Raw genomic sequence first — 20,499 nt, forward strand, 5'->3', positions numbered from 1 at the left:
CGGACAGCCGGGAATGCCACAGGAACCCGGGAACCCGCCGGCACCCGCACGACTGGCGGAACCGGGGAAGCCGGAGGAACCGGGACAGCCGGGGAAGCTGGGGAAGCCGGGAAAGAAGGCACGGCGGAAGCGCACCGGCTGGGGGCGGCTCATCCCCACCTGGCGGATGGTCCTCGGCACCTTCCTCGGCCTCGTCCTGCTCGTGATCGGCCTCTTCGCGCTCGGCTACTACCTGGTCAAGATCCCGTCCGCGAACGCCGCCGCGACCAAGCAGAGCAACGTCTACCTCTACGCGGACGGCAGCCAGCTCGCCCGCGACGGTGAGGTCAACCGCGAGAACGTGTCCCTCGCGCAGATCTCGAAGGACGCCCAGCACGCGGCGCTCGCCGCCGAGGACCGGGACTTCTACACCGAGTCCGCCATCGACCCCAAGGCGATGATCCGCGCCGGCTGGAACACCGCCACCGGCAAGGGCAGGCAGTCCGGCTCGACGATCACCCAGCAGTACGTGAAGAACTACTACCTCGGCCAGGAGCAGACCGCCACCCGGAAGGTGAAGGAGTTCTTCATCTCCATCAAGCTCGACCGCCAGAAGAGCAAGGCCGACATCCTCGAGGGCTACCTCAACACCAGCTACTACGGCCGCAACGCGTACGGCATCCAGGCCGCCGCCCAGGCGTACTACGGCGTCGACGCACAGGACCTGACGGTCGGCCAGGGCGCCTACCTCGCCGCGCTCCTGAACGCGCCGAGCGAGTACGACGTGATCGCGCACCCCGAGAACAAGGCCGCGGCCCTGGCCCGCTGGAACTACGTCCTCGACGGCATGGTCAAGAAGCAGTGGCTGACCCCGGCGGCACGCGCCGAGGTCACCTTCCCCGAGCCCAAGCAGTCGGTGATCGCCACCGGCATGTCGGGCCAGCGCGGCTACCTCGTCAAGGCCGTGAACGACTACCTCGCCGAACACAAGATCATCGACGAGGACACCCTGCAGACCGGCGGATACCGCATCACGACCACCCTGCAGAGGCCCAAGCAGGACGCCTTCGTGAAGGCCGTCGACGACCAGGTGATGAGCCACCTCGACAAGAAGGCCCGCAAGGTCGACCGCTACGTCCGCGCCGGCGGCGTCTCCATCGACCCGGCCACCGGCAAGGTCGTCGCCATGTACGGCGGCATCGACTACACCAAGCAGTACGTGAACAACGCCACGCGCCGCGACTACCAGGTCGGCTCGACCTTCAAGCCGTTCGTGTTCACCTCGGCCGTGCAGAACGACTCACGCACCGAGGACGGCCGCACGATCACCCCGAACACCTTCTACGACGGCACGGACAAGCGTCCCGTACAGGGCTGGAACGGCGGCACCTACGCGCCCGAGAACGAGGACAACGTCTCGTACGGACCCATCACCGTGCGCACCGCCACCGACAAGTCGGTCAACGCCGTGTACGCGCAGATGGCCGTCGACGTCGGCCCGTCCAAGGTCAAGGACACCGCCGTCGACCTCGGCGTCCCCGCCGACACCCCGGACCTCACCGCCACCCCCTCCATCGCGCTCGGCCCGTCCACCGCCAGCGTCCTCGACATGGCGCAGGCCTACGCGACCCTCGCCAACCACGGCAGGCACGGCACGTACACGCTCGTCGACAAGATCACCAAGGAGGGCGCGGAGGACGTGCAGCTGCCCAAGCAGGCCACGAGGCAGGCGGTGACCCGGCAGGCCGCCGACACCACCACCTCCGTCCTGCGGAGCGTCGTCGAGGGCGGCACCGGCACGGCCGCGCAGGCCGCCGGCCGGCCCGCCGCGGGCAAGACCGGCACGGCGGAGGAGGACCAGGCGGCCTGGTTCGCCGGCTACACCCCCAACCTCGCCACCGTCGTCGCCGTCATGGGTCAGGACCCCGACACCGGCGTCCACAAGTCCCTGTACGGCGCGCTCGGCCAGGCCCGGCTCAACGGCGGCGGCTACCCGGCGCAGATCTGGGCGCAGTACACGAAGTCCGCGCTCAAGGGCACCGGCCCGATCGGCTTCGACCTGCAACTCCAGCCGGGCGCCGAGGAACGGCAGCAGCTCCCGAGCACCGGACCCACCGGCCAGTCCCCCGGCACAGGCGGCCAGGACAGCGGCGCCGCGACCGGCGGCCAGGACACCCAGAGCCCGCCGCCCGGCGACAACGGCGGCCGGACCCAGGGCCAGACGGACGGCGGCACCACCGGCGGCGGCGCCACCACGGACGGATCGACCACCGGCACCACCACCGACGGCGGCACCACCGACGGGTCGACCACCGGCACCACCACCGACGGCGGCACCACGACGGACGGGGGTGCCACCGACGGCGGCACCCCGGGCAACGGCGGCGCCACCGACGGCGGGCCGCCGGGCACCACCACCGGGGTGGGACCGCTGACCGGGCTCACCCAGAGAAGGCAGTAGCCGCGGGCGCGGACCGTGACGGGTCAGTGGCCGGAGGTGACCTTCAGGCCGACCACGGCCACCAGCAGCAGACAGACGAAGAAGATCCGGGCGGCGGTCGCCGGCTCACCGAGCACGACCATGCCGAGCACCGCCGCACCGGCCGCGCCGATCCCCACCCACACGCCGTACGCCGTACCGATGGGCAGTGACTTCGCCGCGTACGACAGCAGCACCATGCTCGCGACGACGCCCGCGCCCGTGAGCAGGCTGGGCACCAGCCGCGTGAAACCGTCCGTGTACTTCATCCCGATCGACCAGCCGACCTCCAGAAGGCCGGCGACGAGCAACAGGATCCAGGCCATGACAGGCACCTCCGCGCAGGGGCAACAGGGGTGCGTCGTCTTTGCGGAGTCCCGGTACGGCGCGTCTCGTCGGGTGCTTCCACGGTAGCAAAGCACAGGCAAAAGGGGCTGGTGACCATGGTCACCGGCCCCTTTCGCACCGCGGACCGCGGACTGCCGACTGCGGACTGCGGACTGCGGACTGCGGACTGCGGGGAGCGGGGAGCGGACTACAGGTAGAGGCCGGTCGAGTCCTCGGAACCCTCGAACCGGTCGGCGGCCACGGCGTGCAGATCGCGCTCGCGCATCAGCACGTACGCGATCCCTCGCACCTCGACCTCGGCCCGGTCCTCCGGGTCGTAGAGCACCCGGTCGCCCGGCTCCACCGTCCGCACGTTCTGCCCGACCGCGACGACATCGGCCCAGGCGAGCCGCCGGCCGACGGCCGCCGTCGCGGGGATCAGGATGCCGCCGCCCGAACGCCGCTCGCCCTCGGCGGCGTCCTGCCGCACCAGCACACGGTCGTGCAGCATGCGGATGGGCAACTTGTCCTGGTGGGTGTTCTGCTTGTCCTGATTGGCGCTCACGCCCCGAACCTACCTGCCTTTGAGCCGTCGGTACGCAGCCGGGTCAGCGCTTGCGGCGCCGCGAACCCACCGCGAGCAGCCCCACCACGCCCACCACCACGAGCGCCACGGGCACGATCCGCTCCAGCCTCGGCGCGCCCTCCTCGGTGACGAACCGGCCCTTCACGTCGCCGACGACGCGGTGGACACCCACGTACGCCCGCCCGAGGGTGTGATCGACGTTCGCGGCGACCTTGGCCTTCGCGTCCCCGACGATCGTCTTCGGGTGCACCCGCACACCGATCTCGTCCAGCGTCTCCGCCAGGATTTCACGGCGGCGCTTGATGTCCGCCTCGATCTGCGCCGGAGTCCTGGTATCCGACGTTCTCGACGTATCCGACACCGCGCTGCCTCCGTGGTCGATTTTCGAACTCTGTGCAGTCGACAGTCTGTCAGCTCACGCTGCGACGCACCCCTCGGCACCCCCATTACGCTCACTCCGTAGTCCGTAACCATCCCCCGGCCACGTGAGGTACCGATGAGCGAGCGACTCCAGCCCGGCGACACCGCCCCCGCCTTCACCCTGCCCGACGCCGACGGCAACGAGGTCTCCCTCGCCGACCACAAGGGCCGCAAGGTCATCGTCTACTTCTACCCGGCCGCCCTGACCCCCGGCTGCACGAAGCAGGCCTGCGACTTCACGGACAACCTCGACCTGCTGGCGGGCGCGGGCTACGACGTCATCGGCGTCTCCCCCGACAAGCCCGCGAAGCTCGCCAAGTTCCGCGAGCAGGAGTCCCTGAAGGTCACCCTGGTCGGCGACCCCGACAAGACCGTCCTGGAGGCGTACGGCGCCTTCGGCGAGAAGAAGCTGTACGGCAAGACGGTCGTCGGCGTCATCCGCTCCACGGTCGTGGTGGACGAGGAGGGCAAGGTCGAGCGCGCGCTGTACAACGTGAAGGCGACGGGTCACGTGGCGAAGATCATCAAGGATCTGGGGATCTGAGACCGCCCGGTCCCCCGCAAGGGGATCCGTACGCCGGGGGGCAGGTCCGCCCACTACGGCGCCGACCTGCCCCCCCCGACAGCTCGCACCATGCCTCTTCCGCGGGCCGGCCTTCACCAGCCCCGAACATCGAGCGTGACTGTCCGATAAGCGGTTCGTTACTCCGTACGAGGTCGCGAACAGGCGATCGGAGCGGAGAGGTGGAGAGCATGGGGAACGCGCCGGAACCCGAGGGCGGGCCTGTACGCGGAGGTGAGACCGCGCCGTCGGATCTCTACGCGAGGGAGCGGCTCGCACAGGTCGTCGCGGAGGCCCGCGATGGGACGGACCTGATGCGGCGGCTCGGTCTCAAGCCGAGCGGCGGCCGGCGCCGCGTGCTCCAGGAGAAGGTGGTCGCGTACGGACTGGACACCAGCCACTTCGCCAAGCGCACCCCGTGGCGGAAGTATTCCGACACCGCCATCGCCGAGGCTGCCGCCTCTTCCTCGTCGCTGCGCGAAGTGGCACTCGAACTGGGCGCGACTCCGGCGACGGGAACTCTGTCCCACCTCCGGCGCCGTATCGCAGCGGCGGGCATCGATATCGATCATTTCCTCGGAATCAAGCGCTCGGCCTCTGAACTCTTCTTCACCACCGAGGAGTTGAAAGAAGCGGCTGCCGCGGCGAACAGTGTCCGCGGCGTGGCCCGCTCACTCGGTGTGCCGGATGACAGCCGCTCACGCGCCGCGCTGGCACACATGCTGCGCACGAGGGGCGTTGACGTCGAGCACTTCTCCCACCGGCGCCTCTCGATCCCCGAGGACCGGCTTCGCAGCCTCGTGGAGCAGTGCACCAGCTACGCCGACGTCATGCGCGGTCTCGGGCTGGAGGTCAACGACACCAACCACAGACGAATCCGACGCGCGGTAACCCGCATCGGTCTCGGGACAAGCCACTTCAAGCGTCGCAGCTGGGGACGGCCCACAGGCCCCGCGCCCGCGGAGAGAGCGAGCAAGGTGCTGGTCGTCCTGCCGGAGCCCGCCGGCCGGACCAACAGGACTCAGCTCCATCGAGCCCTGACCGAGATCGGGGTGCCGTACCTGTGTGTGACATGCGGCAACACCGGTGAGTGGCTGGGCCGGCCCATCACCTTGCAGATCGACCACGTGGACGGGAACTGGCGGGACAACCGCAGGGAGAATCTGCGCTACTTGTGCCCGAACTGCCACGCGCTGACGGAGACGTGGTGTCGCCAGAAGAGGGCAATTCCTCTCGCTGGCTAGTTCGCCCTACCCGTAGACTGGGCGCCGCCGGTCGAGCACGACGACCGTTTTTGAGCGGCCGTGATGGAATTGGCAGACATCCTGGCTTTAGGTGCCAGTGGGTTAACGCCCGTGTGGGTTCGAATCCCACCGGCCGCACGTCCCTCAGTGGGGCCGCCCGGACGGGCGGCCCCACTGCGTAGCTCCGCAGCTCAGCCCAGCAGCTCCCGAACCACCGGCACCAGCCCCCGGAACGCCTTCCCCCGGTGGCTGATCGCGTTCTTCTCGTCGGGGGAGAGTTCCGCGCAGGTGCGCGTCTCTCCGGCCGGCTGGAGGACCGGGTCGTAGCCGAAGCCGTTCGTGCCCGCGGGGCTGTGCCGGAGGGTGCCCCTCAGCTGGCCCTCCACCACCCGTTCCGTGCCGTCGGGCAGGGCGAGGGCCGCCGCGCAGGCGAAGTGGGCGCCCCGGTGCGGCTCGTCGATGTCGGAGAGCTGGGCCAGCAGGAGGTCCAGGTTGGCCTGGTCGTCACCGTGCCGGCCGGCCCAGCGGGCGGAGAAGATGCCGGGAGCGCCGTTCAGGACGTCGACGCAGAGGCCGGAGTCGTCGGCGACGGCGGGCAGGCCGGTGGCCTGCGCCAGGGCGTGGGCCTTGAGGAGGGCGTTCTCGGCGAAGGTGACGCCGGTCTCCCGGACGTCGGGGATCTCCGGGAAGGCCTCCGCGCCGACGAGGTCGTGGGTGAGACCGGCGTCGGCGAGGATCGCCTTCAGCTCGGTGATCTTTCCGGCGTTGCGGGTGGCGAGGATCAGGCGGGTCATGGCCCTCAGTATCCCCAACCCCGAGGAGTGGCTCCTACGGGGTGCAGACCTTCGTCAGTTCTCCCGCGGCGTCGGTGACGGGGCTGATGTCGGGGGTGTCGTCCCCGTTCCTGACGGCGGTACGGACGTTGTCGACGGCCTTGCCCAGGTCGTCGACGGCCTTGTTGACATCCGCGTTGTCCGTCTTGTCGCCGATCTTGCCGAGGTTCTGCTCTATCGCGTTGAGGGACTGGTCGGTCTGCGTCGGGTCGTTCGCCGCGTTCTCCACGGCCTGCTGGAGGTTGGTGACGCTGTCGGCGATGGCGTCGGCGGTCTGGACGCAGTCCAGGGCCTTGTTGACGGCATCGCAGCCGACCGCCGCGGGCAGGGCGACGAGTGCGGCGGTGACGGCGATTGCGGCGGTGCGGCGACGGTGGCGCGCGGCCATGGAACGGTCCCTCCCCGTGGACAGGATGTGGTCGACCGGTGGTGCGGTCGGCCCGCCCCATGGGGGCCGGCGGGGCGCACGGCTGGACCGTACGCCCGTACCCCTAAGAACGCGAAGGGTTAACCCACGGTTGCCTCGAGCGCCGCCCGCTGGATCGCCGCGAGCTCGTCGCAGCCCGAGACGGCCAGGTCGAGGAGCGCGTTGAGCTCCTTGCGGTCGAAGGGCTCGGCCTCGGCGGTGCCCTGGACCTCGACGAAGCGGCCGTCGCCGGTGCAGACGACGTTCATGTCGGTGTCGGCCTTGACGTCCTCCTCGTAGCAGAGGTCGAGGAGGGGGACGCCGCCGACGATGCCGACGGAGACGGCGGAGACCGTGCCGGTGAGGGGCTTGCGGCCGGGCTTGACCAGCTTCTTGTTCTGCGCCCAGGTGACGGCGTCGGCCAGTGCGACGTAGGCGCCGGTGATGGCCGCCGTGCGCGTGCCGCCGTCGGCCTGCAGGACGTCGCAGTCCAGGACGATGGTGTTCTCGCCGAGTGCCTTGTAGTCGATGACGGCGCGCAGGGAGCGGCCGATCAGACGGCTGATCTCGTGGGTGCGGCCGCCGATCTTGCCGCGGACGGACTCGCGGTCGCCGCGGGTGTTGGTGGCGCGCGGGAGCATGGAGTACTCGGCGGTGACCCAGCCTTCGCCGCTGCCCTTGCGCCAGCGCGGGACGCCCTCCGTGACGGAGGCGGTGCAGAACACCTTGGTGTCGCCGAAGGAGACGAGGACGGAGCCCTCGGCGTGCTTGCTCCAGCCGCGCTGGATGGTGATGGGGCGCAGTTGCTCAGGGGTGCGGCCGTCGATTCGAGACATGGCGATGAGCCTAGCCGCATGCGGGTGAGGGGCTGCCTCCGATGGCGGAAGCAGCCCCTCAGGGGTGAGCCGGGCTCAGGGAGCGTGGCTCACATCATGTCTTCGATGTCCGCGGCGATCGGGTCGGCGTCGGTTCCGATGACGACCTGGATGGCGGTGCCCATCTTGACGACGCCGTGGGCTCCGGCTGCCTTCAGGGCGGCCTCGTCGACCTTGCTCGGGTCGACGACCTCGGTGCGCAGGCGGGTGATGCAGCCCTCGACCTCTTCGATGTTGTCGATGCCGCCGAGCCCGGCGACGATCTTCTCAGCCTTGGTGGCCATGTCCTACTCCCTGATCCGAACCGCTTTGTCGCAGTAACCCACAGTTGGCCCATCTTCGCGAGCATTCATGCGGTGTGTACCGAATGATGGCGTTCACGACAGTGCGGCCGTTCGCCGACCGGTCTTCACCGACCAGCCCACACCCGACTGGTCTACACCAGCTGACGGACGGTCGCCAAACCGGCTCCGCACAAAGGACGCCCATGAGTGCCGACAGCGCCGCCGTACCCGCGCACGCCCGTTGGAACAACCTGTTCCAGGGCCTGCAGAAGATGGGCCGCAGCCTCCAGCTCCCCATCGCGGTACTGCCTGCCGCGGGCATTCTCAACCGTTTCGGCCAGCCCGACATGTTCGGTTCGGACGGCCTCGGCTGGGACAGCGTCTCCAAGGTCATGAAGGGTGCCGGCGGCGCGCTGCTCGACGGCTCGCTCGGGTTGCCGCTGCTGTTCTGCGTCGGCGTGTCCATCGGTATGGCGAAGAAGTCGGACGGCTCCACCGCGCTCGCGGCGGTCGCGGGGTTCCTCGTCTACTTCGGCGTGCTGCACCAGTTCCCGGAGAGCTGTGCGCAGCAGGCGAAGGTCATCCAGAACATCGGCTGCCAGTTGCCCGACACCTCCGTGACGGCGTTCACGTACCAGAATCCGGGGGTCTTCGGCGGCATCGTCATGGGGCTGCTGACCGCGTACTTCTGGCAGCGGTTCCACCGCACCAGGCTGGTGGACTGGCTCGGCTTCTTCAACGGGCGCCGGCTCGTGCCGATCATCATGTCGTTCGTCGCCATCGTGTTCGCCGCGCTGTGCCTGTGGATCTGGCCGCCGGTCGGCGACGGCCTGCAGACCTTCAGCGACTGGCTGGTCAGTCTGGGCGCGTGGGGCGCGGGCGTGTTCGGCCTGGCCAACCGGGCCCTGCTGGTGATCGGCCTGCACCAGTTCCTAAACGTGCCCATCTGGTTCCAGTTCGGCAGCTACACCACACCGGACGGGACGGTGGTGCACGGTGACATCAACATGTTCCTGCAGGGCGACCCGAACGCGGGTCAGTTCACGTCGGGCTTCTTCCCCATCATGATGTTCGCGCTGCCGGCCGCCTGTCTGGCCATGACCCACTGTGCGAGGCCGCATCGCCGCAAGGAGATCGGCGGCATGATGCTCTCGCTCGCGCTGACGTCGTTCGTCACCGGTATCACCGAACCGATCGAGTACTCCTTCGTGTTCATCGCGCCGGTGCTGTACGCCGTCCACGCGGTGCTCACCGGTGTCTCCATGGCGGTGACCTGGGGGCTCGGCGTGCACGACGGCTTCAGTTTCTCGGCCGGTCTCATCGACTACGTCATCAACTGGAACCTGGCGACGAGACCGTGGGCGATCATCCCGATCGGGCTGTGCTTCGCCGTCCTGTACTACGTGATCTTCCGGTTCGCGATCACCAGGTTCGATCTCAGGACGCCGGGACGGGAGCCCGAGGAAGAGGTCGAGGACCTCACCAAGGCGTAGCCGTCCCCACCCGAAAGGCCCCCGGACCCGCAGGTCCGGGGGCCTTTCGGCATGAATGCAGGGGGTATTTCCGGTATGGCCGAGGCCACAAAATTCGTGGGTTCCTTATCCAGCCTTCACCGTGCTACAACAGGTCTACACCACTGAGTGGTGTAGACCACGCGGCCGCTGCCCGCCCCCTTTTCACCCTTCCCGTCCCCCGGCAGCGCCGGCACATGGAGGAACTATGAGCACCGCCACCGCATCGGCGGCTCCCGCGAAGAAGCGGGGATCCGGCCTGTTCCAGGGCCTGCAGAAGGTCGGTCGGAGCCTACAGCTGCCGATCGCCGTGCTGCCGGCGGCGGGCATCCTGCTCCGCCTCGGCCAGCCGGACGTGTTCGGCAAGGACGGCCTCGGCTGGAACAAGGTGGCGTCCGTCTTCGCCACCGCCGGTGACGCGGTCTTCAGCAATCTGCCGCTGCTGTTCTGCGTCGGCATCGCCATCGGCTTCGCCAAGAAGTCCGACGGTTCCACCGCGCTGGCGGCGCTGGTCGGCTTCCTGGTCTACAAGAACGTGCTCACCGCGTTCCCCATCACCGACGCCAAGGTCACCAAGGGTGTGGACGTCGCCGCGACGTACAACGACCCGAAGGTCCTCGGCGGCATCATCATGGGCCTGATAGCCGCCGTCACCTGGCAGCGGTTCCACCGCACCAAGCTGCCCGACTGGCTCGGCTTCTTCAACGGCCGCCGGCTCGTCCCGATCCTGATGGCCTTCATCGGCACCGCCGTCGGCGTCTTCTTCGGTCTGGTCTGGGAGCCCATCGGCGACGTCATCACCAACTTCGGCGAGTGGATGACCGGGCTCGGTGCCGTCGGCGCGGGCATCTTCGGCGCCATCAACCGTGCGCTGCTCCCGGTCGGCATGCACCAGTTCGTCAACACGGTGGCCTGGCAGGAGATCGGCACCTACAAGGACTCCGCCGGCGCCGTGTGGCACGGCGACCTGCCGCGCTTCTTCCACGGTGACCCGACCGCCGGCCAGTTCATGACGGGCTTCTTCCCCATCATGATGTTCGCCCTCCCGGCCGCCGCCCTGGCCATCACGCACTGCGCCCGCCCCGAACGCCGCAAGGCCGTCGGCGGCATGATGCTCTCGCTCGCGCTGACGTCGTTCGTCACCGGCATCACGGAACCGATCGAGTTCTCGTTCATGTTCATCGCGCCGGTCCTGTACGTGATCCACGCGGTTCTGACCGCGCTCTCGCTGGCCGTCACCTGGGCCCTGGGCGTCCACCACGGCTTCAGCTTCTCGGCAGGCGCCATCGACTACTTCCTCAACTGGAACCTGGCCACCAAGCCATGGCTGATCATCCCGATCGGCCTGGTCTTCGCGGTGATCTACTACGTGGTCTTCCGCTTCGCGATCCTCAAGTTCAACCTCGCCACCCCGGGCCGCGAGCCCGAGGAGGAGATCGAGGACCTCACGAAGGCGTGAGCCGTCCGGCCGTACGACCGAAGGCCCCCGGAACCAGTCGGTTCCGGGGGCCTTCGCGTACGCGAGGGGCGGTCAGATCTCGTACGACATTCCAGGCACCGCCAGATCCGCCGGCCCCGAGTACGCCGTGCGGGCGTCGGCCAGGTTGATCCGGGGGTCCGTCCACGGCGGGATGTGGGTGAGCAGGAGACGGCGGGCGCCGGCACGGTGGGCCGTCTCACCCGCCTCACGGCCGTTGAGATGCAGGTCGGGGATGTTCTCCTTGCCGTGCGTGAACGCGGCCTCGCAGAGGAACAGGTCGGTGTCCCGGGCGAGTTCGTCCAGCGTCACGGTGACCCCCGTGTCCCCGGAGTACGTCAGCGACTTCCCACCGTGCTCGACACGGATGGCGTACGCCTCCACGGGGTGGCGGACCCGTTCCGTGTGGACGGTGAACGGGCCGATCTCGAACGACCCCGGCTTGACCGTGTGGAAGTCGAAGACCTCGCTCATCGAGGAGGCGGTGGGGGTGTCCGCGTACGCGGTGGTCAGGCGCTGCTCCGTGCCCTCGGGTCCGTAGACGGGGATCGGGTCGCAGCGGCCGCCCTCATGGCGGTAGTAGCGCGCGACGAAGTACGCGCACATGTCGATGCAGTGGTCGGCGTGCAGATGGCTGAGGAAGATCGCGTCGAGGTCGTAAAGACCGCAGTGGCGCTGCAGCTCGCCAAGGGCACCGTTGCCCATGTCGAGAAGCAGCCGGAAGCCGTCGGCCTCTACGAGGTAGCTCGAGCAGGCCGATTCCGCGGACGGGAACGACCCCGAGCAGCCGACGACGGTGAGCTTCATAAGAGCTGGAACCTCCGCGCTGACAGGAAGTGCAGGGAGTAAGTGCGGTAGGCAACTACTCGGAGCAGATACGGAAACGGGGGTCGTGCGGTCCGTCGAGCGTAAGGCGCGAAAGGGCGGGTCGCTCCTCCGCCAGGGGCTGTTGTGGGCGAACTCACCTGAGCTGTCACCGGTTCGGATGGACGCTCGGACGAAGGTGGGACGGGCGCGTCGTGCGGGCGGGGGGCGCGTCGCGGTGCGCGCCGGTACCTTCTTTGGTATGGACACGTCCTGGTGGCTCGCGTTGGCGGCCGTGGTGCTGCTCGCGCTCGTCGCGACGCTGGTGGACGGCTGGGGGCGCCGTGGGCGCCGGCCCTCCGCCCGCACCCGGCCGCCCGGTCGCCCCGGCCGGCGGCCCGCGCGACGGTCCGTCGGGGTGCGGCGGGGGACGCGGCCCCGGCCCGCGGAGATCTGGTGGGCGAACGTGCCCTACGAGGACATGGCCGGGGGCAAGGACCGGCCGTGTCTGGTCCTGATGGTGCGGGGGGAACGGGCGACCGTCGCGAAGATCACGAGCAAGTACCACGACGAGCGGGCCGGGGTGATTCCGCTGCCGCCCGGGGCGGTCGGGGACGCGTACGGGCGGCCGAGTTTCCTGGAGACGGATGAGCTGCGCGAGGTCTCCGTCGGGGAGTTCCGGCGGCGGGTCGGGGTGGTCGATCCGGTGCTGTGGGACCAGGTCCGCCACCTGGCCGACTGACGTCCCCGCCCGTCTCGCCGCTGGGGGGCTCCGCCCGAGGCCCAGCCAAGGGGCCGCGCGCCCTGGACCTCATCGCCCGAAGGGCTCGTCCCCGAGCGCCGGACGGGACGGAGATGCGGGCCCGCGGCCACAGCCCGTCCGGCGCTCGATGACGAGGCCCCTGAGTCCGGCGGGGTACCTGGGGGCGGAGCCCCCAGGTAGAACACGGGTCGGGTAGGAGCGGCGGGGGGCGAGAAGAGGCCCGGGTCCACCCCTACGCCCAGAGCTGCCCCTGGAGCGTGGCGATGGCCTCCTCCGTCGTCGCGGCGGTGTAGACCCCCGTCGACAGGTACTTCCAGCCCCCGTCGGCCACCACGAAGACGATGTCCGCGCTCTCCCCCGCGGCGAGCGCCTTGCGGCCGACCCCGAGCGCGGCATGCAGCGCGGCCCCGGTGGAGACCCCCGCGAAGATGCCCTCCTGCTGGAGCAGCTCCCGGGTGCGGGTCACCGCGTCGGCGGAGCCGACCGAGAAGCGGGTGGTCAGGACGGACGCGTCGTACAGCTCGGGCACGAAGCCCTCGTCCAGGTTGCGCAGCCCGTACACCAGGTCGTCGTAGCGCGGCTCCGCCGCGACGATCTTCACGTCCGGCTTGTTCTCCCGGAGGAAGCGCCCGACGCCCATCAGGGTGCCGGTGGTGCCGAGGCCCGCCACGAAGTGGGTGACGGAGGGCAGGTCGGCGAGGATCTCCGGCCCTGTCGTCGCGTAGTGCGCGCCCGCGTTGTCGGGATTCCCGTACTGGTACAGCATCACCCAGTCCGGGTGCTCGGCCGACAGTTCCTTCGCGACGCGCACGGCGGTGTTGGAGCCGCCGGCGGCCGGGCTGGGGATGATCTCGGCGCCCCACATGCCGAGCAGCTCACGCCGTTCCTGCGAGGTGTTCTCGGGCATCACGCACACCATGCGGTAGCCCTTGAGCTTCGCCGCCATCGCCAGCGAGATGCCCGTGTTGCCCGACGTCGGTTCCAGGATGGTGCAGCCGGGTGTCAGACGGCCGTCCTTCTCCGCCTGTTCGATCATGTGCAGCGCGGGCCGGTCCTTGACCGAGCCGGTGGGATTGCGGTCCTCCAACTTCGCCCAGACACGGACGTCCGCGGACGGCGAGAGCCGCGGCAGGCGCACCAGAGGGGTGTTGCCCACCGCGGCGAGCGGGGAGTCGTAGCGCATCGGTGACCAGCGGCCGATCAGGCCATGCCGCCGGCCACGGCCGGCAGGATCGTCACGTTGTCGCCGTCGGCGAGCTTGGTGTTGATGCCGTCGAGGAAGCGGACGTCCTCGTCGTTCAGGTAGACGTTGACGAAGCGGCGCAGCTGGCCGTCGTCGACGATGCGTGCCTGGATGCCCGCGTGCCGGGTCTCGAGGTCGGCGAAGAGCTCGGCGAGGGTCTCCCCGCCGCCCTCGACGGCCTTCTCGCCGCCGGTGTAGGTGCGCAGGATGGTGGGGATGCGGACCTCGATGGCCATGGGTTCGGGCTCCTGTCGGAAGGAAGTCGGTCGGTGGGCGCGCGGCAGCGCGGGAAAGCATGGGGTACGCCGGTTGCGGATCCCGGAAGCGTGGGCTTCACCCGGGGTACCCCGATGGCTCACGGCCGTACGGCGGCGGCCGGATCAGCGCGTACAGATGGCGCTCTGCAGCCTGCACAGATCGACGTGCAGCCGCGCCACGAGCAGCACGCCCGGCGTCTTCTCGCTCACGTCCTGGGAAACCATGGGCTCATCGTATCGATTCCCGCCCGGGATCCCCGGGTGTGATCTCGCATTCCGGATACTTCCGGGCCGGGGGGTGAGATCAGTGGGCCTCTACGATCTTGAGCTCCTCCTCCGTCACCTCGCCCTCCAGGATCCGGTACGAGCGGAACTGGAAGGGTCCGGCGTCGTCGGCGTCCGCGGTCGAGACGAGGACGTAGTGCGCGCCGGGCTCGTTGGCGTAGGAGATGTCCGTGCGGGAGGGGTACGCCTCGGTCGCCGTGTGGGAGTGGTAGATGATCACCGGCTCCTCGTCGCGGTCGTCCATCTCGCGGTACAGCTTCAGCAGATCGCCCGAGTCGAACTCGTAGAAGGTGGGCGAGCGGGCGGCGTTGAGCATCGGGATGAAGCGCTCGGGGCGGCCGGTGCCCGCCGGGCCCGCGACGACGCCGCACGCCTCGTCGGGGTGGTCCTGGCGCGCGTGCGCGACGATCTGGTCGACGAGGGCCTGAGTGATGGTCAGCATGTCGGCCAGGATAAACAGACGGGCCGCCCCGTACCGAAGAGTGGTACGGGGCGGCCCGGATGCCGGACGTCCGAGCGGCGGCCCGTGCGGGCCGGGCGTCCGCGGCCGGTCAGCCGACCTTCTCGAAGGTGGTCTCGCGGCGCTCGGTGACCTGCGGATTGCGTGCCTTGAGGACGAACCAGCCCACGGCCAGCGCGACGGCCCAGACGGCCATCACGTAGAGGCAGATGCGGGAGTCGCCGTCGTAGGCGATCAGGCCCGTGACGAAGAGGAGGAAGGCGACCGCGACCCAGCTGCACTTCGCGCCGCCCGGGGCCGGGAAGGACGAGGCGGGCAGGCGTCCGGCGTCGACCGCTCGGCGGTAGAGGATGTGGCTGACCAGGATCATCAGCCAGGTCCAGATGCCGGCCGCGGTGGCCACCGAGGTGACGTAGCCGAAGGCCTTCTCCGGGACGATGTAGTTGAGGATCACGCCGATGCCCATGAAGAGCACGGAGATCGTGATGCCGAAGGCCGGGGTCTTGGTGGAGGAGAGCTTGTTGAAGACCTTCGGCGCCTCGCCGTTGTCGGCGAGGGTGCGCAGCATGCGGCCCGTGGAGTACATGCCGGAGTTGCAGGAGGAGAGGGCGGCGGTGAGCACGACGAAGTTGACGATGCCGGCGCCGGCCGGGATGCCGATCTTCGCGAAGGCTTCCACGAAGGGGCTCACGCCGGGGGCGAACTCCGTCCACTTCACGACGCAGAGGATGACCGTGAGCGCGCCGACGTAGAAGAGGGCGATGCGCCACGGGAGGGTGTTGATGGCCTTGGGGAGCGTCTTCTCGGGGTTCTCGGACTCGCCCGCGGTGACGCCGACGAGCTCGACGGCGAGGTAGGCGAACATGACGCCCTGGAGGGTCATCAGGGACGAGCCGATGCCCTTGGGGAAGAAGCCGTCGAACTGCCAGAGGTTGGCGACGGAGGCGGTGTCACCGGCGGAGCTGAAGCCGAAGGTGAGCACGCCGAGGCCGATCACGATCATGCCGATCAGCGCGGTGACCTTGACCATCGAGAACCAGAACTCGATCTCGCCGAAGAGCTTGACCGAGATCAGGTTCGCCACGAAGAGGACCACCAGGAACACCAGTGCGGTCACCCATTGGGGGACGGCCGGGAACCAGTAGTGGACGTAGATCGCGGCGGCGGTCAGCTCGGCCATGCCGGTGACCACCCACATCAGCCAGTACGTCCAGCCGGTGAAGTAGCCGAAGAACGGGCCGAGGAACTCGCGGGAGTACTCCGCGAAGGACCCCGAGACCGGGCGGTACAGCAGCAGTTCGCCGAGTGCCCGCATGATGAAGAAGATGATCACGCCGGCCAGGGCGTACATGAGGATGAGGCTGGGTCCGGCCTTGGCGATGTTCGCCCCGGCGCCCAGGAAGAGACCGACGCCGATGGCGCCGCCGATCGCGATCATCTGGACCTGACGGCTTCCGAGCCCGCGCTCGTACCCCTCTCCGGGGGTGTCGCCGCCCACGGCCTCACTGCCTGCGCGTGGCTCGTCGGTCTGGTCGACCTGCGATGAGGTCATGCGTGGTGCGCCTTTCTCCATGCCGTTCCGAGCCAGTCCCCCTGGCTTCGGATCGGGTTCCGATCCCCCCGGATTGATGGAGCGTGTGCCTGGCCGGCGATCCGCCGGCTCGGTGGCGCACCCGACCGGACGTGGGTGGTGTCCTGTCGGGCGGTCGTGAAGATCTATCACGACCGCAACGGACGGGGCGGGCGGCTCGTGTTGTGCACACCACAGGGAGAAGCGGACAAAAAGAGCACAGCGCTATATAGCAGGCCGCATCGGTGACGAGATCGTTATCCGGATTTGAGCGTCCTCTGAGCGAACGCCGAAATGCGGAGGGATCAGGGCAGAAGGGTCTCGACGAGCGTCTCCTGGAGACCGCCCAGCCAGAGGTACGCCATCACCATCGGCTTGCGCGGGTCCTCGTCGGGCAGACGGTAGAGGAGGTCGGTGTCCTCCTCGTCGACGACGTCGAGCCGGGCACCGATCGCCAGCCGCAGGTCGTTGAGCGCGCGCAGCCACGACTCGGACTCGGGGACGGAGAGCTTGAGGACCGCGCCGCCGTCGCCCGCCGTGGTGAGCGCGTCGAGGCAGCGGATCACCACGAGGGCGTTCTCGCGCTTGCCCGCGCGCAGGTCGTTCTCGGTGAAGCGGCGGAACTCGGAGGAGTACGCCCGCTGCTCCTCGGCCTGCTCCGGCGAGGATGCCTCCACGTCGGGGCCGCTGTAGGCGTCCGGGAAGAGGCGCTGCAGCACCGGGTCGGAGGGCGGCTCACTGGGGCCCTCCGCGAACAGCTCCGCGAGCGGGTCGTCGGGGGCGTCCGCCGCGGGGCCGGGACCGATGAGCTCCAGGAGCTGCACGGCGAGGGAGCGGATGATGGAGATCTCGACCTCGTCGAGCGCGACGGCCGCGCCGCCGTCGGGGAGCGGTTCGAAGTGTCCTGGCATGGAGTGAGTTCGCTACTTCCGGTCCTGCTCGCGGTTTCGGGCTTTTCGGTGGTCCGGTTACTTCCGGTCCTGCTGGAGGGTGGCCCACAGACCGTAGCCGTGCATCGCCTGCACGTCGCGTTCCATCTCCTCGCGCGAGCCGCTGGACACGACCGCCCGGCCCTTGTGGTGGACGTCCATCATGAGCTTGGTCGCCTTGTCCTTGGTGTACCCGAAGTACGTCTGGAAGACATACGTCACGTAGCTCATGAGGTTGACCGGGTCGTTGTGCACGATCGTGACCCAGGGGACGTCCGGCTCGGGCACGGCGAAGACCTCCTCCGCCGACTCGGTCTTTTCGGTCTCTAGGGGTGCGGGAGCCGTCACACGGCCCATGCTGCCACCACAAGGGGGTGCCCGCACAAACGGGCCCGACAAACCGGACCCACAAATCGTCAGAGTGACGAGATGGGGGTACGATCCCGTGCTGTGCGGCGATTGCGGGGGACGGCCCCCGGACCCCCGGCGCCCTGCCGGGGGGACCCGCGGCGATGAGTGCGAGGAGAGCGCAGTGAATCCAGCGGACCTCGGACTGCCGGTGGACGTGCCCTCGACGGCGCTCTTCACCGACCAGTACGAGCTGACCATGCTGCAGGCCGCGCTGGCCGCCGGGACCGCCGAGCGGCGCTCGGTCTTCGAGGTCTTCACCCGGAGGCTTCCCGAGGGGCGCCGCTACGGCGTCGTGGCGGGCACCGGGCGGGTCCTCGACGCCGTCGAGAACTTCCGCTTCGACGCCGACGTCCTCGGATTCCTGCGCGAGCGGGCCATCGTGGACGAGCCGACCCTGGAGTGGCTCGCCTCGTACCGCTTCCGCGGCGACGTCTGGGGCTACCCCGAGGGCGAGGTGTACTTCCCGGGCTCGCCCCTCCTGCGGGTCGAGGGGTCCTTCGCGGAGTGCGTGCTCCTGGAGACCGTGGTCCTCTCGATCCTCAACCACGACTCGGCGATCGCGGCCGCCGCCTCCCGGATGTCCTCCGCCGCCGGTGAACGCCCGCTGATCGAGATGGGCGCCCGGCGCACCCACGAGCTGGCCGCGGTCGCCGCCGCACGGGCCGCGTACGTGGGCGGTTTCACCACCACCTCCGACCTGGCGGCCGGCTTCCGCTACGGCATCCCGACCGTGGGAACGTCCGCGCACGCCTTCACGCTGCTGCACGACCACGAGCGGGACGCCTTCCAGGCCCAGGTGAACTCGCTCGGCCGGGGCACCACACTGCTCGTCGACACCTACGACGTCGCCGAGGCCGTACGGACGGCCGTCGACATCGCCGGGCCGGAGCTCGGGGCGGTCCGGATCGACTCCGGGGACCTGCTGCTGGTCGCGCACCGGGTGCGGCAGCAGCTGGACGAGCTGGGGGCGACCGGGACGAAGATCGTCGTGACCTCGGACCTGGACGAGTACGCCATCGCCTCCCTGGCGGCGGCGCCGGTGGACGCGTACGGCGTCGGCACCCAGCTGGTGACGGGGTCCGGCCATCCCACCTGCTCGATGGTCTACAAGCTGGTCGCCCGTGCCGAGTCGGCGGACCCGAAGGCTCCGCTGGTGCCCGTGGCCAAGAGGTCGACCGGCGGCAAGACCTCCATCGGCGGGCGCAAGTGGGCGGCGCGGCGGCGCGACGAGCGCGGGTTCGCCGAGGCCGAGGTGATCGGGACCGGGCCGGTGCCCGGCGACCTCGCCGACCAGCAGCTCCTGGTCGAGCTGGTCAAGGGCGGCCAGGTCGTCTCCCGGGAGCCGCTCGACATGGCCCGCGACCGGCACGCGGCGGCCCTTGCCCGTCTGCCGCTCTCGGCGACCCAGCTGTCGCGCGGGGAAGCGGTGATTCCCACGGAGTACGTCTGAGGATTCCCACGGAGTACGTCCGATGAGCACACGGAGTACGTCCGAGCCGGACTACGCGTCTGTCGAGAAGACGTCTGCGCGGCGGCGCGTCCGGGGCGGCGCCCCGCTCCGCCGCCCCGGACCCGTCCGATACGCCCAGGGTGCGCCGGGGTGTGCGCGGGCAACGCCGTGGCGGCACCCGGCTTCTTCGGCCGCCCCAGGGCAAACACGAATGAACGGGCGGTCAGCGGGAATGCAACGGCAGCACGCACGAGCACAGCCGTCGGGGCCGACAGCAGTGACCCAACCCCTCCCGCGCCGCACGTGAAGTCTCCAGGCCGGCCCGACAGGCCGGGCCCGTATCCCCACACCGACCCCATAGTCGAAGGACACCGACCATGCGCCGCGCCTTGATCGTCGTAGACGTGCAGAACGACTTCTGCGAGGGGGGCAGCCTCGCGGTGGCCGGGGGCGCCGACGTGGCCGCCGCCGTCACGGAGCTGATCGGGCAGGCGCCCGCCGGCTACCGGCATGTCGTCGCCACCCGTGACCTCCACATCGCCCCCGGCGGCCACTTCGCCGACAACCCCGACTACGTCCACTCCTGGCCCGCCCACTGCGTGGCCGGCACCGAGGGGGTGGGGTTCCACCCGAACTTCGCCCCGGTGGTCGCCTCCGGCGCGATCGACGCCGTCTTCGACAAGGGCGCGTACGCGGCGGCCTACAGCGGATTCGAGGGCGCCGACGAGAACGGGGTCTCCCTGGGCGACTGGCTGCGGGCCCGCGAGATCGACGAGGTGGACGTGGTGGGCATCGCGACCGACCACTGTGTGCGGGCGACCGCGCTGGACGCGGTGCGAAACGGTTTCCGTACGCAGGTGCTGCTCGACCTCACGGCCGGGGTGTCCGAGGCGACCACGGAGCGGGCGCTGGAGGAACTGCGGGAGGCGGGCGTCGAGCTGACCGGCAAGCCGGTCGTCTGAGGGCCGGACGTCTCACGGCTGAGGGGCCGGGCGTCTCAGGAGGGCTCTGATCGGGTGCCACAGCTCCTGGGACGGGACCGGGCACGCGACACCGTTGTCAGGGGCCGTACGCCATATCAGGCCGTCGGGATGGTGCAGTACGGCCGTGATCTCGTCGGGCGTGGGCGGGGCCCCGTTTCCGCGGAGGTAGACGGCGCGCAGGCCCAGGTTGCGCAGCCGGGTCAGGGCGCGGGCCCGGTTCTGGGCGAGCACCAGGAAGCGCACACTGCCCAGCGCCGAGCCCGGCGGGCTGGGCAGGTTCAGTGCCACCACCACACTGCCGTTCGGCAGCTTGCAGAAACCTCCTGCGGCCATGCAGTCACACCCCCGTGCGTCCCGGTGT

Annotated in this window: 24 protein-coding genes, 1 tRNA gene and 1 riboswitch; of the genes, 9 read left to right on the plus strand and 16 right to left on the minus strand. The window is 69.7% G+C overall.

The window, feature by feature from the left end:
* The first annotated feature begins 13 nt into the window (after nt 1-13).
* Nucleotides 14-2,440 (plus strand): transglycosylase domain-containing protein, encoded by a 2,427-nt coding sequence (locus ACFVTC_RS10070; protein WP_390125958.1) that lies wholly within the window; start codon nt 14-16, stop codon nt 2,438-2,440.
* A 23-nt stretch (nt 2,441-2,463) separates the two neighbouring features.
* On the opposite strand, the gene sugE is transcribed toward ACFVTC_RS10070, so the two are convergent.
* The 3 genes from sugE to ACFVTC_RS10085 form a co-directional block, all read right to left on the minus strand.
* On the minus strand, nt 2,464-2,784 hold the full coding sequence (sugE, locus tag ACFVTC_RS10075) for a quaternary ammonium compound efflux SMR transporter SugE (protein WP_390125961.1): 321 nt from the start codon (nt 2,782-2,784) through the stop codon (nt 2,464-2,466).
* Nucleotides 2,785-2,813: 29 nt separating this feature from the next.
* Nucleotides 2,814-2,878: riboswitch (guanidine-III (ykkC-III) riboswitch) on the minus strand.
* A gap of 115 nt (nt 2,879-2,993) precedes the next feature.
* Entirely contained in the window at nt 2,994-3,296 is a 303-nt protein-coding gene (locus ACFVTC_RS10080; protein WP_103554526.1) for a co-chaperone GroES, read from the minus strand.
* A 97-nt stretch (nt 3,297-3,393) separates the two neighbouring features.
* The gene (locus ACFVTC_RS10085) at nt 3,394-3,732 is read right to left on the minus strand and encodes a DUF3618 domain-containing protein (protein WP_390125964.1); all 339 of its coding nucleotides are present in this window, start codon (nt 3,730-3,732) and stop codon (nt 3,394-3,396) included.
* 135 nt (nt 3,733-3,867) lie between these two features.
* Between ACFVTC_RS10085 and bcp the strand changes: the two genes are divergently transcribed.
* From bcp to ACFVTC_RS10100, 3 genes are all read left to right on the plus strand, one after another.
* A complete protein-coding gene (gene bcp, locus ACFVTC_RS10090) occupies nt 3,868-4,335 on the plus strand; it encodes a thioredoxin-dependent thiol peroxidase (protein ID WP_381929586.1) in 468 nt (155 codons plus the stop codon).
* A 209-nt stretch (nt 4,336-4,544) separates the two neighbouring features.
* A complete protein-coding gene (locus ACFVTC_RS10095; protein WP_390125967.1) occupies nt 4,545-5,597 on the plus strand; it encodes an HNH endonuclease in 1,053 nt (350 codons plus the stop codon).
* Nucleotides 5,598-5,651: 54 nt separating this feature from the next.
* Nucleotides 5,652-5,735 (plus strand) — tRNA-Leu (locus tag ACFVTC_RS10100).
* A gap of 53 nt (nt 5,736-5,788) precedes the next feature.
* On the opposite strand, the gene rdgB is transcribed toward ACFVTC_RS10100, so the two are convergent.
* From rdgB to ACFVTC_RS10120, 4 genes are all read right to left on the minus strand, one after another.
* Nucleotides 5,789-6,391 (minus strand): RdgB/HAM1 family non-canonical purine NTP pyrophosphatase, encoded by a 603-nt coding sequence (gene rdgB, locus ACFVTC_RS10105; protein ID WP_390125970.1) that lies wholly within the window; start codon nt 6,389-6,391, stop codon nt 5,789-5,791.
* 34 nt (nt 6,392-6,425) lie between these two features.
* Nucleotides 6,426-6,818, minus strand: a complete 393-nt coding sequence (locus ACFVTC_RS10110) for a hypothetical protein (protein ID WP_390125973.1) — start codon at nt 6,816-6,818, stop codon at nt 6,426-6,428.
* Between the two features lie 119 nt (nt 6,819-6,937).
* Entirely contained in the window at nt 6,938-7,672 is a 735-nt protein-coding gene (gene rph / locus ACFVTC_RS10115; protein WP_168528335.1) for a ribonuclease PH, read from the minus strand.
* Between the two features lie 89 nt (nt 7,673-7,761).
* Entirely contained in the window at nt 7,762-7,995 is a 234-nt protein-coding gene (locus ACFVTC_RS10120; protein WP_030569190.1) for a glucose PTS transporter subunit EIIB, read from the minus strand.
* A gap of 203 nt (nt 7,996-8,198) precedes the next feature.
* On the opposite strand from ACFVTC_RS10120, the gene ACFVTC_RS10125 reads away from it, so the two are divergent.
* Entirely contained in the window at nt 8,199-9,488 is a 1,290-nt protein-coding gene (locus tag ACFVTC_RS10125; RefSeq protein WP_390125978.1) for a PTS transporter subunit EIIC, read from the plus strand.
* Between the two features lie 226 nt (nt 9,489-9,714).
* Nucleotides 9,715-10,965, plus strand: coding sequence for a PTS transporter subunit EIIC (locus ACFVTC_RS10130; RefSeq protein ID WP_390125981.1), 1,251 nt, complete (start codon nt 9,715-9,717; stop codon nt 10,963-10,965).
* A gap of 72 nt (nt 10,966-11,037) precedes the next feature.
* Here ACFVTC_RS10130 and ACFVTC_RS10135 read toward each other — a convergent pair whose 3' ends face one another.
* A complete protein-coding gene (locus ACFVTC_RS10135) occupies nt 11,038-11,790 on the minus strand; it encodes an MBL fold metallo-hydrolase (protein ID WP_390125983.1) in 753 nt (250 codons plus the stop codon).
* Between the two features lie 259 nt (nt 11,791-12,049).
* Between ACFVTC_RS10135 and ACFVTC_RS10140 the strand changes: the two genes are divergently transcribed.
* Nucleotides 12,050-12,529 carry a type II toxin-antitoxin system PemK/MazF family toxin gene (locus ACFVTC_RS10140; RefSeq protein WP_390125986.1) on the plus strand — a complete coding sequence of 160 codons (480 nt, stop codon included), beginning with the start codon at nt 12,050-12,052 and terminating at the stop codon, nt 12,527-12,529.
* 253 nt (nt 12,530-12,782) lie between these two features.
* Here ACFVTC_RS10140 and ACFVTC_RS10145 read toward each other — a convergent pair whose 3' ends face one another.
* From ACFVTC_RS10145 to clpS, 7 genes are all read right to left on the minus strand, one after another.
* Nucleotides 12,783-13,733 carry a PLP-dependent cysteine synthase family protein gene (locus ACFVTC_RS10145; RefSeq protein ID WP_390125989.1) on the minus strand — a complete coding sequence of 317 codons (951 nt, stop codon included), beginning with the start codon at nt 13,731-13,733 and terminating at the stop codon, nt 12,783-12,785.
* Nucleotides 13,734-13,750: 17 nt separating this feature from the next.
* Nucleotides 13,751-14,029 carry a MoaD/ThiS family protein gene (locus tag ACFVTC_RS10150; protein WP_148008611.1) on the minus strand — a complete coding sequence of 93 codons (279 nt, stop codon included), beginning with the start codon at nt 14,027-14,029 and terminating at the stop codon, nt 13,751-13,753.
* 144 nt (nt 14,030-14,173) lie between these two features.
* Complete coding sequence (locus ACFVTC_RS10155) at nt 14,174-14,275, minus strand: putative leader peptide (protein ID WP_329288077.1); 102 nt, start codon at nt 14,273-14,275, stop codon at nt 14,174-14,176.
* Nucleotides 14,276-14,354: 79 nt separating this feature from the next.
* Nucleotides 14,355-14,777 (minus strand): Mov34/MPN/PAD-1 family protein, encoded by a 423-nt coding sequence (locus ACFVTC_RS10160; protein WP_390125994.1) that lies wholly within the window; start codon nt 14,775-14,777, stop codon nt 14,355-14,357.
* A 109-nt stretch (nt 14,778-14,886) separates the two neighbouring features.
* The gene (locus ACFVTC_RS10165) at nt 14,887-16,347 is read right to left on the minus strand and encodes an amino acid permease (RefSeq protein ID WP_390125995.1); all 1,461 of its coding nucleotides are present in this window, start codon (nt 16,345-16,347) and stop codon (nt 14,887-14,889) included.
* 323 nt (nt 16,348-16,670) lie between these two features.
* Nucleotides 16,671-17,276 carry a DUF2017 domain-containing protein gene (locus tag ACFVTC_RS10170; RefSeq protein WP_168528343.1) on the minus strand — a complete coding sequence of 202 codons (606 nt, stop codon included), beginning with the start codon at nt 17,274-17,276 and terminating at the stop codon, nt 16,671-16,673.
* A 57-nt stretch (nt 17,277-17,333) separates the two neighbouring features.
* A complete protein-coding gene (gene clpS, locus ACFVTC_RS10175; protein ID WP_390125998.1) occupies nt 17,334-17,651 on the minus strand; it encodes an ATP-dependent Clp protease adapter ClpS in 318 nt (105 codons plus the stop codon).
* 175 nt (nt 17,652-17,826) lie between these two features.
* Here clpS and ACFVTC_RS10180 point away from each other — a divergent pair, with 175 nt between their 5' ends.
* Together ACFVTC_RS10180 and ACFVTC_RS10185 are read left to right on the plus strand one after the other, a co-directional pair.
* A complete protein-coding gene (locus tag ACFVTC_RS10180; RefSeq protein WP_390126000.1) occupies nt 17,827-19,155 on the plus strand; it encodes a nicotinate phosphoribosyltransferase in 1,329 nt (442 codons plus the stop codon).
* A gap of 377 nt (nt 19,156-19,532) precedes the next feature.
* Nucleotides 19,533-20,117, plus strand: coding sequence for an isochorismatase family protein (locus tag ACFVTC_RS10185; RefSeq protein WP_390126003.1), 585 nt, complete (start codon nt 19,533-19,535; stop codon nt 20,115-20,117).
* Between the two features lie 12 nt (nt 20,118-20,129).
* Here ACFVTC_RS10185 and ACFVTC_RS10190 read toward each other — a convergent pair whose 3' ends face one another.
* A complete protein-coding gene (locus tag ACFVTC_RS10190) occupies nt 20,130-20,471 on the minus strand; it encodes a hypothetical protein (protein ID WP_390126006.1) in 342 nt (113 codons plus the stop codon).
* Between the last annotated feature and the right edge of the window lie 28 nt (nt 20,472-20,499).

The organism is Streptomyces sp. NPDC057950, from assembly GCF_042887295.1.
Classification (GTDB): domain Bacteria; phylum Actinomycetota; class Actinomycetes; order Streptomycetales; family Streptomycetaceae; genus Streptomyces; species Streptomyces kaempferi.

What these genes read in the sequence shown, in the direction of transcription:
- sugE (WP_390125961.1), bottom strand. Translation starts at nt 2,784, where the DNA reads ATGGCCTGGATCCTGTTGCTCGTCGCCGGCCTTCTGGAGGTCGGCTGG.
- ACFVTC_RS10120 (WP_030569190.1), bottom strand. Translation starts at nt 7,995, where the DNA reads ATGGCCACCAAGGCTGAGAAGATCGTCGCCGGGCTCGGCGGCATCGAC.
- ACFVTC_RS10170 (WP_168528343.1), bottom strand. Translation starts at nt 17,276, where the DNA reads ATGCCAGGACACTTCGAACCGCTCCCCGACGGCGGCGCGGCCGTCGCG.
- ACFVTC_RS10140 (WP_390125986.1), top strand. Translation starts at nt 12,050, where the DNA reads ATGGACACGTCCTGGTGGCTCGCGTTGGCGGCCGTGGTGCTGCTCGCG.
- ACFVTC_RS10185 (WP_390126003.1), top strand. Translation starts at nt 19,533, where the DNA reads ATGCGCCGCGCCTTGATCGTCGTAGACGTGCAGAACGACTTCTGCGAG.
- bcp (WP_381929586.1), top strand. Translation starts at nt 3,868, where the DNA reads ATGAGCGAGCGACTCCAGCCCGGCGACACCGCCCCCGCCTTCACCCTG.
- ACFVTC_RS10070 (WP_390125958.1), top strand. Translation starts at nt 14, where the DNA reads ATGCCACAGGAACCCGGGAACCCGCCGGCACCCGCACGACTGGCGGAA.
- ACFVTC_RS10160 (WP_390125994.1), bottom strand. Translation starts at nt 14,777, where the DNA reads ATGCTGACCATCACTCAGGCCCTCGTCGACCAGATCGTCGCGCACGCG.
- rdgB (WP_390125970.1), bottom strand. Translation starts at nt 6,391, where the DNA reads ATGACCCGCCTGATCCTCGCCACCCGCAACGCCGGAAAGATCACCGAG.
- ACFVTC_RS10080 (WP_103554526.1), bottom strand. Translation starts at nt 3,296, where the DNA reads ATGCTGCACGACCGTGTGCTGGTGCGGCAGGACGCCGCCGAGGGCGAG.
- ACFVTC_RS10190 (WP_390126006.1), bottom strand. Translation starts at nt 20,471, where the DNA reads ATGGCCGCAGGAGGTTTCTGCAAGCTGCCGAACGGCAGTGTGGTGGTG.
- rph (WP_168528335.1), bottom strand. Translation starts at nt 7,672, where the DNA reads ATGTCTCGAATCGACGGCCGCACCCCTGAGCAACTGCGCCCCATCACC.
- ACFVTC_RS10135 (WP_390125983.1), bottom strand. Translation starts at nt 11,790, where the DNA reads ATGAAGCTCACCGTCGTCGGCTGCTCGGGGTCGTTCCCGTCCGCGGAA.
- ACFVTC_RS10110 (WP_390125973.1), bottom strand. Translation starts at nt 6,818, where the DNA reads ATGGCCGCGCGCCACCGTCGCCGCACCGCCGCAATCGCCGTCACCGCC.
- ACFVTC_RS10095 (WP_390125967.1), top strand. Translation starts at nt 4,545, where the DNA reads ATGGGGAACGCGCCGGAACCCGAGGGCGGGCCTGTACGCGGAGGTGAG.
- ACFVTC_RS10130 (WP_390125981.1), top strand. Translation starts at nt 9,715, where the DNA reads ATGAGCACCGCCACCGCATCGGCGGCTCCCGCGAAGAAGCGGGGATCC.
- ACFVTC_RS10150 (WP_148008611.1), bottom strand. Translation starts at nt 14,029, where the DNA reads ATGGCCATCGAGGTCCGCATCCCCACCATCCTGCGCACCTACACCGGC.
- ACFVTC_RS10165 (WP_390125995.1), bottom strand. Translation starts at nt 16,347, where the DNA reads ATGACCTCATCGCAGGTCGACCAGACCGACGAGCCACGCGCAGGCAGT.
- clpS (WP_390125998.1), bottom strand. Translation starts at nt 17,651, where the DNA reads ATGGGCCGTGTGACGGCTCCCGCACCCCTAGAGACCGAAAAGACCGAG.
- ACFVTC_RS10155 (WP_329288077.1), bottom strand. Translation starts at nt 14,275, where the DNA reads ATGGTTTCCCAGGACGTGAGCGAGAAGACGCCGGGCGTGCTGCTCGTG.
- ACFVTC_RS10145 (WP_390125989.1), bottom strand. Translation starts at nt 13,733, where the DNA reads ATGCGCTACGACTCCCCGCTCGCCGCGGTGGGCAACACCCCTCTGGTG.
- ACFVTC_RS10125 (WP_390125978.1), top strand. Translation starts at nt 8,199, where the DNA reads ATGAGTGCCGACAGCGCCGCCGTACCCGCGCACGCCCGTTGGAACAAC.